The 15483-nt window shown below is 75.6% G+C and carries 13 protein-coding genes; 9 read left to right on the top strand and 4 right to left on the bottom strand.

The annotated features are described in order from the left end of the window. The first annotated feature begins 228 nt into the window (after positions 1-228). The gene (locus QC029_RS20420; protein ID WP_279557160.1) at positions 229-603 is read left to right on the top strand and encodes an STAS domain-containing protein; all 375 of its coding nucleotides are present in this window, start codon (positions 229-231) and stop codon (positions 601-603) included. 522 nt (positions 604-1125) lie between these two features. Continuing rightward, positions 1126-1641 (top strand): anti-sigma regulatory factor, encoded by a 516-nt coding sequence (locus tag QC029_RS20415; RefSeq protein ID WP_279557159.1) that lies wholly within the window; start codon positions 1126-1128, stop codon positions 1639-1641. A gap of 257 nt (positions 1642-1898) precedes the next feature. Here QC029_RS20415 and QC029_RS20410 read toward each other — a convergent pair whose 3' ends face one another. Further along, positions 1899-2897: a helix-turn-helix domain-containing protein gene (locus tag QC029_RS20410; RefSeq protein WP_279557158.1), complete on the bottom strand. Its 999-nt coding sequence runs from the start codon at positions 2895-2897 to the stop codon at positions 1899-1901. 124 nt (positions 2898-3021) lie between these two features. On the opposite strand from QC029_RS20410, the gene QC029_RS20405 reads away from it, so the two are divergent. Further along, entirely contained in the window at positions 3022-4317 is a 1296-nt protein-coding gene (locus tag QC029_RS20405; protein WP_279557193.1) for an MFS transporter, read from the top strand. Positions 4318-4644: 327 nt separating this feature from the next. On the opposite strand, the gene QC029_RS20400 is transcribed toward QC029_RS20405, so the two are convergent. Together QC029_RS20400 and QC029_RS20395 are read right to left on the bottom strand one after the other, a co-directional pair. Beyond that, positions 4645-5787 (bottom strand): NAD(P)-binding domain-containing protein, encoded by a 1143-nt coding sequence (locus tag QC029_RS20400; RefSeq protein ID WP_279557192.1) that lies wholly within the window; start codon positions 5785-5787, stop codon positions 4645-4647. A 199-nt stretch (positions 5788-5986) separates the two neighbouring features. Next, positions 5987-6529 carry a GNAT family N-acetyltransferase gene (locus tag QC029_RS20395; protein ID WP_279557157.1) on the bottom strand — a complete coding sequence of 181 codons (543 nt, stop codon included), beginning with the start codon at positions 6527-6529 and terminating at the stop codon, positions 5987-5989. A 506-nt stretch (positions 6530-7035) separates the two neighbouring features. On the opposite strand from QC029_RS20395, the gene QC029_RS20390 reads away from it, so the two are divergent. Next, on the top strand, positions 7036-8043 hold the full coding sequence (locus QC029_RS20390; RefSeq protein ID WP_279557156.1) for a LuxR family transcriptional regulator: 1008 nt from the start codon (positions 7036-7038) through the stop codon (positions 8041-8043). Between the two features lie 211 nt (positions 8044-8254). Next, on the top strand, positions 8255-9505 hold the full coding sequence (locus QC029_RS20385; protein WP_279557155.1) for a S8 family peptidase: 1251 nt from the start codon (positions 8255-8257) through the stop codon (positions 9503-9505). 149 nt (positions 9506-9654) lie between these two features. Here QC029_RS20385 and QC029_RS20380 read toward each other — a convergent pair whose 3' ends face one another. Beyond that, a complete protein-coding gene (locus tag QC029_RS20380; protein WP_279557154.1) occupies positions 9655-10302 on the bottom strand; it encodes a TetR family transcriptional regulator in 648 nt (215 codons plus the stop codon). Positions 10303-10431: 129 nt separating this feature from the next. Here QC029_RS20380 and QC029_RS20375 point away from each other — a divergent pair, with 129 nt between their 5' ends. The 4 genes from QC029_RS20375 to QC029_RS20360 all read left to right on the top strand — a co-directional run bounded on the left by QC029_RS20375 (position 10432) and on the right by QC029_RS20360 (position 15435). Continuing rightward, positions 10432-11433, top strand: a complete 1002-nt coding sequence (locus tag QC029_RS20375; protein ID WP_279557153.1) for a VOC family protein — start codon at positions 10432-10434, stop codon at positions 11431-11433. A 263-nt stretch (positions 11434-11696) separates the two neighbouring features. Then, positions 11697-14156 carry a PQQ-binding-like beta-propeller repeat protein gene (locus QC029_RS20370; RefSeq protein ID WP_279557152.1) on the top strand — a complete coding sequence of 820 codons (2460 nt, stop codon included), beginning with the start codon at positions 11697-11699 and terminating at the stop codon, positions 14154-14156. A 129-nt stretch (positions 14157-14285) separates the two neighbouring features. Continuing rightward, positions 14286-14774 carry a hypothetical protein gene (locus QC029_RS20365; RefSeq protein WP_279557151.1) on the top strand — a complete coding sequence of 163 codons (489 nt, stop codon included), beginning with the start codon at positions 14286-14288 and terminating at the stop codon, positions 14772-14774. 148 nt (positions 14775-14922) lie between these two features. Then, a complete protein-coding gene (locus tag QC029_RS20360) occupies positions 14923-15435 on the top strand; it encodes a hypothetical protein (RefSeq protein WP_279557150.1) in 513 nt (170 codons plus the stop codon). Positions 15436-15483 lie beyond the last annotated feature (48 nt).

Below are 15483 nucleotides of genomic sequence, written 5' to 3'. Positions count from 1 at the left end.
CGGAGTCACTTCGGACCCCTTCCCGGTGGTCGGTCCGTTTCGCTCCTGTCCGGATCTGGTGGTGCGTTACGGGGGTGTGACCGGAAGGGTGGAGAGGTGGAGACCTGATTCGGCATAGGGTCGTGCTCTGCAGTTGTCGTGACGATGGTCGGCAGGGGCGGTCGGCGAACGGAAGGGCGGAAAGGGAACGTTCCGGTCGGTGTCGGCGGATGAAGGGACTACGGGCACGTGTCGTTGAAGGTGATCGGGGAGGACCGCGGGGAGTGGGCCGTGCTGCGGGTGTCGGGTGAGCTGGATCTCGTCACCTCTCCCGTGGTCCGCCAGCATGTGCACGACGCCGTGGCGGAGGGACGCCGCAGCCTCGTGCTCGACCTGTCACAGGTGCTGTTCTGCGACTCCAGCGGCGTCGGCGTCCTCATAGCCTCGCGCCGGCTGATGCGCTCGTGCGCGGGCCGCCTCCGGTTGATCCTCCCCGCCCAGGGCGCGGTGGACGGCTCCCACGTCAACCGGGTCCTCGCCGCCCTCGGCGTCCGCCGGCTCTTCGACTGCTACCCGGACCTCGGCGCCGCCACGGACGACGCCGCCAGCCCGCTCAGCGCCTGACCCCCCTCCTGCCGCCGCCCGCCTCCGGGCGTCCGCCCGCGTAGGGCGCCGCGGCCGGGACGGCTCGTCCCCCTCGCCCGGCCTCCCGTGCCCGGCGAACCACCGGCGCGCCGGCTCCTCGCCGTACGCGGTGGCCCGGCGCCGGAAGCCGCAGGCGACGGCCGAACCCGGCAGGGCGCCGAGGACGGCGACGACCGCCGCCACCGCCTCTCTGCCCCGAACCGGTCGCGAAAGCGAAAGCCCCCGGCGGGAGCGGCTGTTGGCGGGTCCGGGCGCACCCGGTCGCACGCGGCGGCGCCGGGCCGTGCGCCGGGGCGTGTTCCGTCCGCCGGGCTCGGATGTTCGACTCCCCGGTCAGGGCGTCGCACAGTATGCGGTGTCGCTACTCCTTTGCGCCGGAATATGCCCGAAGCGCTTGTTGCCGCGGTGACGGGTCCAGCACTCTGTGCACCACCGGGGGAACGGACAGTGGTCTCGCGTCGGCGCGGGACCGTACGGCCCCGGGCATGGACGGTGTGAAGGGTGCAGATGCTTCAGGTGCAACTGGAGGTCGGAACCGACCCCAGGGAGGTGGGCAGGGCCCGAAGATGGACCCGGTCGAGACTGGCCGGGTTCGGTGTGGAGCCGGAGGAGTCGCTGGCGGAGACGCTGGTGCTGCTGGTGTCCGAACTGGTCACCAACGCCGTCGTGCACACCGGGCGTCCCGCGGTGCTGCGCCTGCTGTTCTCCGGGTGCCCCGCGGCGGGGGAGGGGACCGTGCGGGTCGAGGTCGCCGACGCCAGCGGCAGCCCGCCGAGGCGGCGCCGGGCCGAGGGCGACGACACCGGCGGCCGCGGCCTGGAACTGGTGGGCGGGCTCGCCGACCGCTGGGGCTGGCTCCAGGAGGGCGCCGGCAAGCGCATCTGGTGCGAGCTGGACCGGGGGAGCGGCGCGGGGGCGGCGGGCGCGGACGTCCGGGACGCCGGAAGGGCCGCGGCCGCCGAGTCGCTCCCGGAGGGCGCGTACGGTGGATGGCGTGTCCAGCCGGCCCGGACCTGACGCCCGGACAGATCCGTTGCTCCGGGAGGGTATTGACGAAACATGCCGGTTTGATCACCCTTGTGGCAGCGACCCCGTCGCGAGGGGACGTCGAGGCGCCGCGGTGCCTCGGCGAGTACGGGTCGCGATCCGGCGTCAGCCGCTCCGGTAGGAGGGGCAGGGCCTGAACGCCGGAGCCGGGTGGCGGCCCGCCGTGCCGTGCTCGGTGTGCGCAGGGGCGCGCCGCCACCCGCCTCGCCGCTCCCGGCGGCCGGCGCTCAACGACCCGCGGCCGTACGGAAGGTGCGGCGGTACGCGGCCGGTGGGACGCCCAGCGCCGCCTGGAAGTGCTGCCGCAGCGAGGCGGCCGTGCCGAAGCCCGACTCCGCCGCCACCCGCTCCACGGGCAGGTCGCTGCTCTCCAGCAGGTGCCGGGCGCGCTCGATCCGCTGCCGGGTGAGCCACTGGAGCGGGCTCGTCCCGGCCTCCTCGCGGAAGCGGCGGGTGAAGGTCCGCACGCTCATCGACTCCTTCTCGGCCAACTCCCGCAGGGTGACCGGCCGTTCCAGGTGCCGCAGCGCCCACGCGCGGGCCGCCCCGGTGGTGCGGAGCTGCGGCTCCGGTACGGGCCGCCGCACGTACTGCGCCTGGCCGCCGTCGCGGTGCGGCGGCACGACGGTGCGGCGGGCCACGTCGTTGGCCACCGCGGCGCCGTGGTCGCCGCGCACCATGTGCAGGCACAGGTCGATGCCGGAGGCGACGCCGGCCGAGGTCAGCACGGAGCCGTCGTCCACGTACAGCACGTCCGGATCGACCTTCACGGCCGGGTACAGCCGCTGGAGGCGGTCGCACGACGCCCAGTGCGTCGTCGCGCGGCGTCCGTCGAGCAGCCCGGCCGCGGCCAGCACGAAGGCGCCGGTGCAGATCGACGCGATGCGGGCGCCGGGCCGGACGCGGGCGAGGGCGTCGGCCTGCGCGGGGGTCAGACGGCCCTCGGTGTACGTCGGGTCGTCCTCGTGGGCGGCCGGGACGATCACGGTGTCGGCCTCGGCCAGCGCCTCGGGACCGTGCTCGACGGTGACGGTGAAGTCGGCGTCGGTGCGCACCGGTCCCGGCTCCAGCGCGCAGGTGACGACCTCGTACAGCGGCTCGCCGGCGGCCGAGAGCGCCTTGCCCATGATCCGGTGCGGGATGCCGAGTTCGATGGGGAGCAGGCCGTGGCGCACGAGGACGGCGACCCGGTGGCGTCCGGGGCGGCGGAAGACGGCGGGGCTCATGGCCCGATCCTTTCATATCGTGGCCTTCCGGCCACTCGTTCCGTCCTGTTCCGGCGGCCAGGGTGGGGGCGTGACCCAGACATCCCGGACCCTGCCCGCCGACGGCGCGGAGGGCGCGCCGGGCGTGGAGGACGCCCGGAGCGCCGCTCCCGCGCCCCCGGCCCGCCGCCGCGCCCCGCGCGTGCACCCCGCCTGGTACGTGGCCGCCGTCGCGTTCGTGACCATCGTCGGCGCGGCGGCCTTCGCCTCCCTGCCCGGCCTGCTGATCGACCCGCTGCACACGGAGTTCGGCTGGTCGCGCGGCACGATCGGCTTCGCCGTCTCCGTCAACCTCGCCCTCTACGGGCTGACCGCGCCCTTCGCCGCCTCCCTCATGGACCGCTTCGGCATCCGCCGCGTCGTGGCCTGCGCGCTGACCCTCATCGCGGCCGGGGCGGGCTCGGCGGTGTTCATGACCGAGCCCTGGCAGCTCGTGCTCTCCTGGGGCGTGATCGTCGGTCTGGGCAGCGGCTCGATGGCGCTGGCGTTCTCCGCGACCGTCGCCAACCGGTGGTTCGCCGCCCGCCGCGGTCTGGTCACCGGCCTCCTCACCGCGGCCGGGGCCTCCGGCCAGCTCGTCTTCCTGCCGCTGCTGTCCTGGATCGTCGCGCGCCACGACTGGCGGCCCGCCGCGGTGACCGTCGCCCTGGCGGCGCTCGCGGTCGTGCCGTTCGTCTGGCTGCTGCTGCGCGACCACCCCGCCGACGTGGGTCTGCCGCCCTACGGCGCGACGGAGTTCGTGCCGAAGCCCGCGCCCGCGCCGGGCGCCGCCGTCCGGGCGGTGCGCGCCCTGCGCGACGCCGCGCGGACCGGGCCGTTCTGGCTGCTCGCCGGCACCTTCGCCATCTGCGGCGCCTCCACCAACGGCCTGGTCAAGACCCACTTCGTGCCCGCCGCCCACGACCACGGCATGCCGATCACGGCCGCCGCCTCGCTGCTCGCCGTGATCGGCGTCTTCGACATCGTGGGCACGGTCTTCTCCGGCTGGCTCACCGACCGCTTCGACTCCCGCCGCCTGCTGGCCGTCTACTACGCGCTGCGCGGCGTCTCGCTGCTCTTCCTGCCGCTGCTGCTGGCTCCGGACGTCCGTCCGCCGATGATCTTCTTCATCGTCTTCTACGGCCTGGACTGGGTGGCCACCGTCCCGCCCACCATCGCCCTGTGCCGCGAGCACTACGGCGCGGACGGCGCGATCGTCTTCGGCTGGGTGCTCGCCTCCCACCAGATCGGCGCCGGGCTCGTCGCCTTCCTCGGCGGCATGGCCCGCGACGCCTTCGGCTCCTACGACCCGGTGTGGACCGCCTCGGGCGCGCTGTGCGCGGCGGCGGCCCTGATGGCCCTGGTGATCCGCCGGCGTCCGGAGGTGGCCGTCACGGCGTGAACCGGCCCCGGCTCCGTTCTCGGCTCCGGCTCCGTTCTCGGCCTCGTTCCCGGCTCCGCCAGGGGCCGCCCGGCTCCGGCCACGGCACCCGGGCGTACGCGTGCGGGCCGACCCGTGACACCGGCGGCCGCTCCCCGCCGAAGCGGGCCGGGAAGAGGGGGGCCGTGCCGGTGTACCGCCGGCCCCCCACCGCACGCCGCGGTCGACGGGCACCGGCCGGTCGGGGACCGCTGCCGGGTCCGGCCCGGTCCCCTCGGCCGGTTCGCGCCGCGCCGCATCCAGCGGCGTCCCGCCGGGCTCGATGCCGCCGGGCCGCCGCCGGGCCCGTCATCCGGTCGTCGTGCGGGCGACGGCGCGGGCTATCCTCCGCGCGTCGATGGCCAGTTCGCGGAGCATGCCGCTGATGGGGTTGGTGTAGCCGGTGAAGTACAGGCCCGCGGCGGTGGGCAGCGTACGGCGGCCGCACACGCGGGGCAGCCCGCGCTCGTCCAGCACGCCGAGGTGGCCGACCATCTCCTCCAGCCCGCGCCGGTAGCCGGTGGCCGCTATGACGGCGTCGGGGGCGATCGTGCCGCCGTCGGCGAGGGCGACCTTGGGCCCGTCGAAGGACTCCACCGCCGCCACCGGCTCTATCCGCCCCTGCCGCACGGCCTTGACGAAGCCCGTGTCCTGGACGGGGATCGCGCCCTGCCGCACCCGTGTGTACAGGCCGGCCTCCGGACGCGGCAGGCCGTGGCGCGACAGGTCCGGCAGGGAGACCTTCGCCAGCCCGCGGGCCATCCCGTCCACCACGCGCACCGGCAGCCGCCGCACCGCGATGCCGGTGGCCTGCGCGGGCCAGCCCAGCGTGGAGCGGCGGACGATGTGGGGCGGGGTGCGCACCGCGAGCCGCACCCGGGCCGCGCCGCCCTCGGCGAGGTCCAGGGCTATCTCGGCACCGGTGTTGCCGCTGCCGACGACCAGCACGTCCCTGCCCTCGTACGGCCGTGCGTCGCGGTAGGAGCGGGCGTGCAGCAGCTCGCCCTCGAAGGAGTCGCGGCCGGGCCAGTCGGGCACGCGCGGGGTGTGGTTGTGCCCGGTGGCCACCACGACCACCGGCGCGACCAGCTCCCGGCCGCCGTTCGCCCGCAGCACCCAGCTGCCGTCGTCGGCGCGGTCGATGCGGTTGACCTCCACGCCCGCGGCGATCTCCAGCCGGTGGTGGAGCGCGTACTCCTCCAGGTAGCGCACCAGGTCGTCCCGGCGCACCCAGCGCCCGTACGAGCGCGGGATCGGCAGCCCGGGCAGCGCGGACCGGCGGCGCGTGGTGTGCAGGCGCAGCCGGTCGTAGTGGCCGCGCCAGGAGGCCCCGACAGAGTCGGACCTCTCCAGCACCACGGACCGGATGCCGCGCCGCCGGAGGGCCGCCGCGGTGGCCAGCCCGCCCGGCCCGCCTCCGATGATGTGCACGGGTCTGCTGTCGTCGGACATGTGCATGCCCATGAGTCTATGCCCCGCTTCCTCCCCCGCGCGCCCGGTCTCCGGCCGCCGCGACGGCCCGCCGCGCGGGGGCGGTCGGACGGCGGGCCGGCCGGACGTCCTCCTCCCGGTACCCCGAAGTCGCCCGGGAACGCCGGGCGATCGTGGCGGCGGTCCCGGTGCGCGGGGCCGGGGGCGCGGGCCCGGCGCCTCACATGGGCAGCGACAGCAGGCACACCGGTCCGGGCGGCCAGTCGGCGCCCTCGCGCAGCGGCGTCCACATGGTGCGCATCGGCATGGTCACCAGGCCGTCGGGCTGCTCGACGCGGACGTGCTCCTCCAACTCCCGCCATCCCAGGGCCTCGTACACCGGCATGTGCTCCGGCCAGCAGAAGAGCAGGCCGACCTCGGGGCCCATGCCGCGCGCGTGCTCCATCGCGGCCGTGACGACCGTCCGCGCCAGGCCCCGCCCGCGCAGGCCGGGCGCGACGATCACCCCGCCCAGGCCCACCGCCTCGACGCGCGAGCCCGCGAACGACACCGGTACGGTCACCAGGCCCGCGTGCGCCACCAGACGGCCGTCGAGCCGGACGCCGAAGTGCTCCTCCTTGGGCCGCCAGGCCATGGACAGCCCGACGACCTCGAAGGGGTCGTCGGAGCCGCCGCAGATCTCCTCCAGGTCGGCCCCGGTGAACCCGGGCAGCCGCACCGCCGGAAGCCGGTCCCCGTACGTCTCCGTGCTTGTCGTCGTCACTCCCTCAGCCTGCTCCGGCACCGCGTCCGCTAATCCGTGCGACCCGACAGAGAACGGCGGGGGATGTCTGTGCGGATCCCCGGCGGGGAGCCGGGCGGCACCGCACGGCACCGGACGGAACCGTGCCGGGCCGCGGTGGGCCGTGGTGGGCGGGGCCGCCGGGACGCGCCGTCCCGGCGGCCCCGCCGCGATGCGGGGAGGCATCGCCGATCGCACTGCACCCCGGTTCCTCACCGGTTCCCCTCCCGTGTGCCCGGCGGCCCGGACGCGGGACCTGCGTCCTGGGGCCGGACACCCGGGAGCCTCACCGCCCCGCCTCCGTGTCCCGCGCGGCGCCCGGGGGGACCACCCGGGCGCCGGGCCGTGGTCGTCGCCACGGAGCGGGCGGCGCCCCGCCCGGCGACCGGGACCGCGGTCCGGCCGGCGAGCGGCGCACGCAGACGTTGTACACCGGCGCGCGGACGACCGGTGACACCTCGGGGACAGCGGCACTAAGGTGCCGCACCGTGAGGCGTGACGGAGGCGAGACGTCGGCGGAGGCACCGCGCCCCGACGCCCTGGCGGCCCACCTGTCCGCGCTCGGCGTGGACGGCGGGGCCGTCGCCCTGTACGTGGCGCTGCTGACGGGCGGCCCGGCGTCCCCGGGCCCCGCCGGCGCGCGGCGCGCGCTGCTCGACCTCGGCCTGGCGGCCGAGGTGCCCGACGACGGGGGCCCCGCCGGCGGACTGGTGCCCGTACCGCCCGCGTCCGCGCTGGAACTGCTCTCCCGGCGCGAGATGCTGCGGCTGGAGGAGGCCCGCTCGGCGGTCGCGCGCGCCTACGAGCGCTACCGCCGCCGTACGCCGTCGGCCGTGGGCGGCTCGGTCGCCGAGGAGGTGACCGGGGACGACATCGAGCGGGTGCTGGGGGAGGCGATGGGCGGGGCGCGGCAGGAGGTGCTGCGGTTCGACTCGCCGCCGTACTTCTGGGACACCGAGCGCGGCGCCAAGGAGGAGGTCGGGCAGCTGCGCCGCGGGGTGCGGTACCGGGTGGTGTACACCCGGACGTCGCTCGCCCACCCCGGCTACCTCACCGGGAACGTCCAGCCGTGCGTGGACGCGGGCGAGGAGGCCCGGGTGGCGCCCCGGCTGCCGGTGAAGCTCATGGTGGTGGACGACCGCGTCGGCTTCGTCTCGATGTCCATCGCCGACGTGGACGTCAGCCGCAGCATGCTCGTGGTGCGGCCGGGCGCGTTACTGGCCGTGCTGCGGGCGCTGTTCGAGGCGTACTGGGACCGGGCCCTGCCCATCCACCCCGAGAGCGGGGCCGCCGCGCCGGGCGGGGCGCGGCCCGGACCGGCCGAGCGCCGCATCCTGGCCATGCTGGTCGCCGGGGCGCCCGACAGCCAGATCATCCGCGAACTGGGCGTCAGCCGCCGCACGTTCTTCCGCCGCATGGAACTGCTGATGGCGCAGGCCGGCGCGGGAACCCGCTTCCAGCTCGCCCTCCAGGCGCAGCGGCGGGGCTGGCTGTGAGGCGCCGGGCGCGAGGCGCCGACCACGTCATGCGGCGGTGCACGGCGGTGCGCGGTGTCGTGCGGCGGTGCGCGGTGTCGTGCGGCGGGGGTGGCACGGAAGTGCACCGGGGCGCAGCCGTGCCGTGGCACCCCGGTGCCCCCGGGTGACACCCCATCGGCTACAACCGTGAGCACTCTCCAACGCACTCCCATCGAAGAGAGATCACACGGTGAAGAAGGCCAGAAGACCCCGCATAGCCGTCGGCGCCGCCCTGGCGGCACTCGTCCTGACGGGCACCACCGCCACGACGGCGTCAGCCGCCGCCCCCGGCCCCGAGCCCGCCCCCCTGGGGACGGTCCGGGGCGCCGACGCGCCGAACGCGCTGGACGGCGAGTACATCGTGGTGCTGAAGGACTCCGGCGACCGGGCCGGCGGGCTGAGGACGGCGGGAGGCGTACGGGACAGGGCGGAGGAGCTGACCGGCGCCTTCGGCGGAGAGGCGGACCGCACCTACGCCTCGGCGCTCAAGGGCTTCTCGCTCCGGGCCACCGAGAAGCAGGCCCGGCGCCTGGCCGCCGACCCCTCGGTGGCGTACGTCGAGGCCAACCGCGTCGAGCGCGGCGACGCCCTGCCGGCCGTACCGGGCGTCCAGGCCGGTCCGGCCTGGGGCCTGGACCGCATCGACCAGCGCGACCTGCCGCTCGACGCGAGCTACGGCTACGACACCACGGCGTCGAACGTCACCGCGTACGTCGTGGACTCCGGCGTCAACATCGCCCACCGGGAGTTCGGCGGGCGCGCCTCCTACGGCTACGACTTCGTCGACGGCGACAGGACGGCCGCCGACTGCCACGGGCACGGCACGCACGTGGCGGGCATCGTGGGGGGCGCGGCGCACGGCGTCGCCAAGGGCGTGAAGCTGGTCGCGGTGCGGGTGCTCAACTGCGAGAACTCGGGCACCACCGAGGGCGTGCTGGCCGGCTACGACTGGGTCGTGAAGAACGCCGTCAAGCCCGCCGTCGCCAACGTCAGCATCGGCGGCGCCGCGAGCGAGGCCAAGGACGCGGCGGTGCGGAGGATGGTCGCCGCGGGGATCACCGTCGTGGTCTCGGCCGGCAACAAGGCCACCGACGCGTGCACCCAGTCGCCCGCCCGCGAGCCGTCCGTGATCACCGTGGCCTCGACGGCGCGGGACGACTCGAAGCCGAGCTGGTCCAACCACGGCGCCTGCGTCGACGTCTTCGCGCCGGGCTCGTCCATCCCGTCGGCCGGGATCGACTCGGACACGGCGGTGAAGACGATGAGCGGCACCTCGATGTCGGCGCCGCACGTGACGGGCGCCGCGGCGCTCCACGTCTCGAGGAACCCGGCCGCCACGCCCGCGGCGGTGAACCGGGTGCTGCTGGCGGCGGCGAGCGCCGGCCGGGTGACGGGGCCGGGGGAGGGCTCGCCGAACCGGCTGCTGTACAGCCGCTTCTGACGGCGTGGGCTCCCCGGGCGGCCGGTGACAGGAGCCGGCCGCCCGGGGAGCCGGGCGGTGGACGGACAGGAGCGGACGGGAACGGGGGCGGACAGGAGCAGGGGACGGGACGGGAGCCGGGCGGGCGGCCCGCGGCTCGCGGCCGGGGCCTACCGGGTGGGCTTGCGGCCCGTGACGCCGAGGTAGAGCAGGTAGGCGAGGCTCGGCTTCAGGTCGGCCTTCTTGGCGCCCCAGCTCTGGGCGGCCTTCTGCTGGCCGGCCACCGAGGCGAGCATCGACACCAGGCATCCCGCGACGGCCGCCGGGCTGGTTCCCGCATCCGCCTTGCCCTTGGACTGGAGCTGCCCGATGGAGTCGGACAGGGGGCCGGTGATCCCGCTCAGGACCTTCGTGCGGATCTTGGAGAATCGTTTATCCCCCTCCGCCGCGCCCAGGTCCACCACCCGCAGGATCGCGTCGTTCCGCTGCCAGAAGGAGAGGAAGCCGTCCACCAGCTCCTCCGCCGTCCGCCAGCCGGCCTTGCCGGTCCAGGAGCGGTCGGTGGCCAGCTCGGCGAGGGAGGCGCCGTCCCTGGCCATCTCCTCGGCCAGCTCCAGGACGGCGCCCTCCACGTCCGGAAAGTACTGGTAGAAGGTCGCCGGGGAGGTCCCCGCGCGCCGTGCGACGTCGATCACCCGGACGTCGCGGTACGGCGACGAGCTGAGCATCTCGCCGAGGCAGGTGAGCAGCTTCTGCCGCGTCGCCTGGCCCCGGCGTCCGGCCACCCGACCGTCAACAGTTCGTACTTGTCCTGTCATGTCGTCAGCTTACCGAGGGATGATCGGCTCGCGATTCGGCCGAACCCAAATGGGGTGATCCGCTGCACGCGGGGTGATCCACGGATAGCGTTCCCGTATCGGGACAGGACCGTACGGAAGGAACCGGAGATGGCCGCTGCCGGAGGCGCCTCCGCCGAGGGCACACCCTGCTGGACCGACGCGATGCTCCCCGACCTGGAGGCGGGCAAGCGCTTCTACGGCGAGCTGTTCGGCTGGACCTTTGGTGACCCGGCGCCGCCCGAACGGGGGTCCTACACGATCGCGCTGCTCGACGGCGAGCGGGTCGCGGCGCTCGCGCACAAACCGGACGGCCGGCTGCCCACGGCGTGGACGATCTACTTCGCGACGCCCGACGCCGCGGCGACCGCCCGGCGCATCCGCGCGGCGGGCGGCCAGCTCGTCACGGAGCCCGTGGCGGTCGGCGGCGCCGGGGTCGCCGGGATCGCCGGGGTCGCCGGGGTCATGGCCACGGCCGTCGACCCGGGCGGCGCGGCCTTCGGGCTGTGGCAGCCGGGGACGCTGACCGGCTTCGGGACGGTGCGCAGGCCCGGCTCGTACGTGTGGACCGAGGTCTGCACGCGCGAGAGGGAGGCGGTGGACGCCTTCTACGCGGAGGTCTTCGGCTACGGCATGCACCCGGCCTCCGCGCGTGCCGGGGGGAGCGGTGGGGCCGCGGACGCGGAGGGGACCGCCGAGGAGGCCGCGGAGGAGACCGCCGAGGAGACCGCCGAGGCGGCCGAGGCCGAGCGCCTGGAGGAGGTCGGGAGGGTCCACCGGACCGCGCCCGGGGGTGCCGGGGACATCGGAGACGCCGGGGATGCCGGAGACACCGCCGACATCATGGTCTGGACCCCGCCCGGCGAGCCCGCCGACGACGAGCACGCCGTCGGCAGCCGTACGATGATCGACGACACGTACCCGGTGGAGATGCCCGCCCACTTCCTCGTCTACTTCGCGGTCGCCGACTGCGACGCCGCCGTCCGCACGGCCGCGCGCCTGGGTGGCCGCGCGGTCGAGGCGCCCAGGGACACCCCCTTCGGCCGCTACGCGGTCCTCGTCGACAACCAGGGCGCGCGCTTCGGCGTCCTGGACACGTCCACGGCTCGCTGAGGGACGGGGAGAAGAAGCGGAGGAGAGGCGGAGAAGGGGCGGAGGAGAGGCGGGGGAGGCCGGGAGAGGCCGTGAGGGCGCGGTGCGGGGCACGGGGCGGCCCCGCACCGGGACACCGGGCCCCGGAATGGGCGACTCACCGCCCCCGGGTTCGCAACCGGGGGCTTCGCCAGGAAGAATCGCTGTCGGACCGCGGGACCGTACGGCGGTGGGAAGCTGCGCGGGGCGGCGATCGTCGACCCCGACGGGGAGGTGGCAGGCAAGTGGTGGAGCAGCTGACGCAGCACGATCCGCGGCGGATCGGCCCGTTCGAGGTGCTCGGCCGGCTCGGTGCCGGGGGCATGGGGCTGGTCTACCTGGCCCGGTCGGCCTCCGGACGGCGCGTGGCGATCAAGACGGTGCGCACCGAGCTCGCCGAGGACCAGCTGTTCCGCGTCCGCTTCACCCGCGAGGTGGAGGCGGCCCGGGCGGTCAGCGGCTTCTACACGGCCGCCGTCGTGGACGCCGACCCGCGCGCCGCGGTGCCGTGGCTGGCGACCGCGTACGTGCCCGCGCCGTCCCTGGAGGAGATAGTCAACGAGTGCGGGCCGCTCCCGGTGCAGGCCGTGCGCTGGCTGGCCGCCGGCGTCGCCGAGGCGCTCCAGTCCATCCACGGGGCGGGCCTGGTCCACCGCGATCTGAAGCCGTCCAACGTGCTGGTGGTGGAGGACGGTCCGCGGGTGATCGACTTCGGCATCGCCTCCGGGGTGTCCAACACGCGGCTGACGATGACCAACGTCGCCGTCGGCACCCCCTCGTACATGTCGCCCGAGCAGGCGCGGGACTCGCGCAGCGTCACGGGCGCCAGCGATGTCTTCTCCCTCGGCTCCACCCTGGTCTTCGCCGCCACCGGGCACCCGCCCTACCACGGCGCCAACCCCGTCGAGACCGTCTTCATGCTGCTGCGCGAGGGCCCGGACCTGGAGGGCCTGCCCGACGAGCTGCGGCCGCTCGTCGAGTCCTGCATGCGGACGGAGCCCGACCAGCGGCCCACCCCGGCCGACCTCCAGGCGCAGCTCGCCCCGCACCTGTTCTCCTCCGGCGGCGACGACAGCGGTACGGCGTCGGCGTGGCTGCCGAGCGGCGCGGTGGCGCTGATCGAGCGGCACCGGGGCGGCCGGTCCCGGCCGGTCCGCCCGCCCGCGCAGCCCGCGCACAGGCCCCGGCACCGGGCTCCGGAGCACGCTCCCGCCCCGGCTCCGGCCGGGCCCGGCGCCGACTGGCGGCCCCCGGCCGCCGATCCGCGCGGCGGGGGAGCGCCCGCCGCGTCCGTGGCCGCGCCGCCCCGGAGCGCGCCCCCGGTCCCGCCGCCCCCGCACCCTCCCGCGCACTCCCCCGGTGACGGACCCGTACGGCTGCCGGGCGCCCAGGTGCCGATCGGCCCCGGGCCGCGGCGGCCCCCGGCCCGCACCCCCGAGGTCGGCGCCCCGACGTCGTGGGTGCTGCGCTCGCCGGACGGCCGGAGCGGCACCGGCGGCGGTACGGGCACGGGCGGCACCGGCGCCCTCGGCGCCACCGCGGCCCACACCCCGTCCCCGGACGAGACCGCCGCGCCGCCGCGCTGGCGGCCGTGGCGCTTCCGGATGTCGAACGACGTGTGGGGCACGCCGGCCGTCGCCGACGGCCTGCTGTACGTCACCTCCTTCGAGGTCCACGCGCTGGACGTGGCCACCGGGCGGCGGCAGTTCAAGACCCGCGAGGTGGCGTGGTCGATGGCCGTGGGCAATGGCCGGGTCCACGCCTCCGACGGCCCGAGCCTGTACGCCCTGAACGCCCGCGACGGCTCCGAGATCTGGCGGCTGGCGACGGACGGCTGGGTCTACGCCCTCCGGGCCGACCGCGGCACGGTCGTCACGGGCACCCGGGGCGGCGGCGTCCAGGCGTGGGACGCGGCGACCGGCGAGCGGCTGTGGGAGCTGTCCGGCGCGCAGACCGACTTCGAGACCCCCGAGGCCGGCCCGGTGATCCGGGGCGGCTCGGTCTACGCCTGGGGCGACGGGCGGCTGTACGCGCTGGAGGCGCGCACGGGCGCCGAGCAGTGGTCGTACCCGGTCGGCGACACCTCGGTGACCGGCGGCGTCCCGGTGCGGCTGCTGCCCGCCGACGACGGCGTGGTGTACGTGAGCGCCGGCTCGCGCGTCTTCGCGCTGGACGCGGCCACCGGCGCGGAGCGGTGGCGCTTCGACGCCCCCGCCGCGTTCCTGTGCCCGCCCGCCTTCGCGCCGGGCGCGGCGATCGCGGGCGGCGGCGTCTACCTGGCGGACTACCTGGGCACGGTGTACGCGCTGGACGCGGCCAACGGCCACGACCGCTGGCGGATCGCGACGGAGTCCCGCCAGTCCGCCGAGCCGCTGGTGGTGGCCGACGGCCTGGTCCACCTGGGCAGCGGCGGCGCGCTCTACACGCTGGACGCGGTCAGCGGCACCCCGCGCTGGCGCTTCGCCACGGGCGGCGAGATCACCGGCTCCCCGGTGGTGGCGGACGGCCGGGTCCACTTCGGCTCGGCGGACCACTGCCTGTACACGCTGGACGCCGTCGGGGGACAGCTCCGCTGGAAGCTGGCCACGGAGGGCGAGATCACCGGTTCGCCGGTGGTGGCGGGCGGCGTGGTCTTCGCGTGCAGCCGGGACCGCTGCGTGTACGCGCTGGACGCGGCCAAGGGAACGGGCCAGGCCCGCGCCTGACCCGATTTCCCGGTGAACCGCTCCGCGCGGGAACCCCGTGGGCCGTTCGCCGCGTGAACCCTGGTAGAAAGTCCGGCAGTCAACAGCGGGTGCGTACGCGTGCCGAGCGTCCACCGGGGGAGAACGGATATGAAGCGCTCCGTGAAGCGCCATCTCAGGCTGATAGCCGTCGTCACCGTCGTGACACTGGCCCTGTCCGGTTTCAGTCAGGCCCGAAGCGGCGGCGGCAAGGGCGGCGGCGGCCGGGGGAGCAGCAGCAAGAGCGGAGGCGGCGGCTGCGGCAAGGACAGCTCCGGCAGCCGGTCGAGCTACAGCGGCTACCGGGGCACGACGGCCGGCAGCGGTTCCTCCGGCTCCTCCTCGCGCAAGGACGAGCCGGACGCCGAGATCATCTCGTGCGCCGGGCCGACCAGGGGGACGGTGGTCGAACTCTCCGACGGCGACGCCGGCACCTACACCGTCCGCGTGCACCTGGTGGACGACTTCGGGGACGTCGTCGACACCTCCTCCCAGCGCGTCAGCGTGCGGAGGAACCAGACCAAGCGCGTCGAGGTGAAGCCGCGGGACCCGCGCATGGTGGACGCCGCGGACGACTGCCGTGTCCTCGTGGACGGTTGAACCGGTCCGGGAGCGGCGGGAACCACGACGGGGCCGGGTGCGTGTTCTCAGCGGGTGCCCGGCCCTCCTCTCGGAATGGCATGGGCACGACATGGACTCGGCGCGCTCCGGCGCGCCCTCTCACGGGCTCTTACGGGGGGAATGAAGCGTGAGGCTTCGTCATGTACGGGCGGTGGCCGTCACCGCCGTCGTACTGGTGGCTCTGACGGGTGCCAGGAAGTCGGACGGAGGCGGCTGCTCCGGCGACGACGACAGCGGCAGCGGCGGCTCCTCGTCGTCGTCCTCGTCGGGCGGGAGCGGTGGTGACTCCGGCGGCTCCGGCGGCAGCGGGCTCACCGGCGGTTCGAGCGGTTCGGGCGGCGGCAAGCAGCAGAAGGTCATGCGCGAGATCACCGTCGTGGACTGCGGTGTGGACGAGGCCGGGAAGACGACGGCGCGGCTGCGGATCAGGAACACCGGCCGGATGGACATGGACTACAGCGCCACCGTCGCGTTCAAGGACGCGGCGGGCAGCCCGCGGGGCACCGCCGTCCTGGAGGACTTCGAGGTGCCCGCCGGGGAGGTCCTGACCACCGAGGCCGGGGGCGGCGCGTACACCGGTCCGCCAGACGGCGCCGGGACCCTGCGGTGCGACGTGGTGAAGGCCGCCCGGACCCTGTGATCCGGACGCGACCCGAACGAGCCGGGGGCGGGACCGCGTCAGCGGTCC

The sequence above is a fragment of the Streptomyces sp. DH37 genome (assembly GCF_029813835.1).
Classification (GTDB): domain Bacteria; phylum Actinomycetota; class Actinomycetes; order Streptomycetales; family Streptomycetaceae; genus Streptomyces.
The sequence above is the reverse complement of the archived record's forward strand: the minus strand, read 5'-3'. Positions and strand labels throughout refer to the sequence as shown.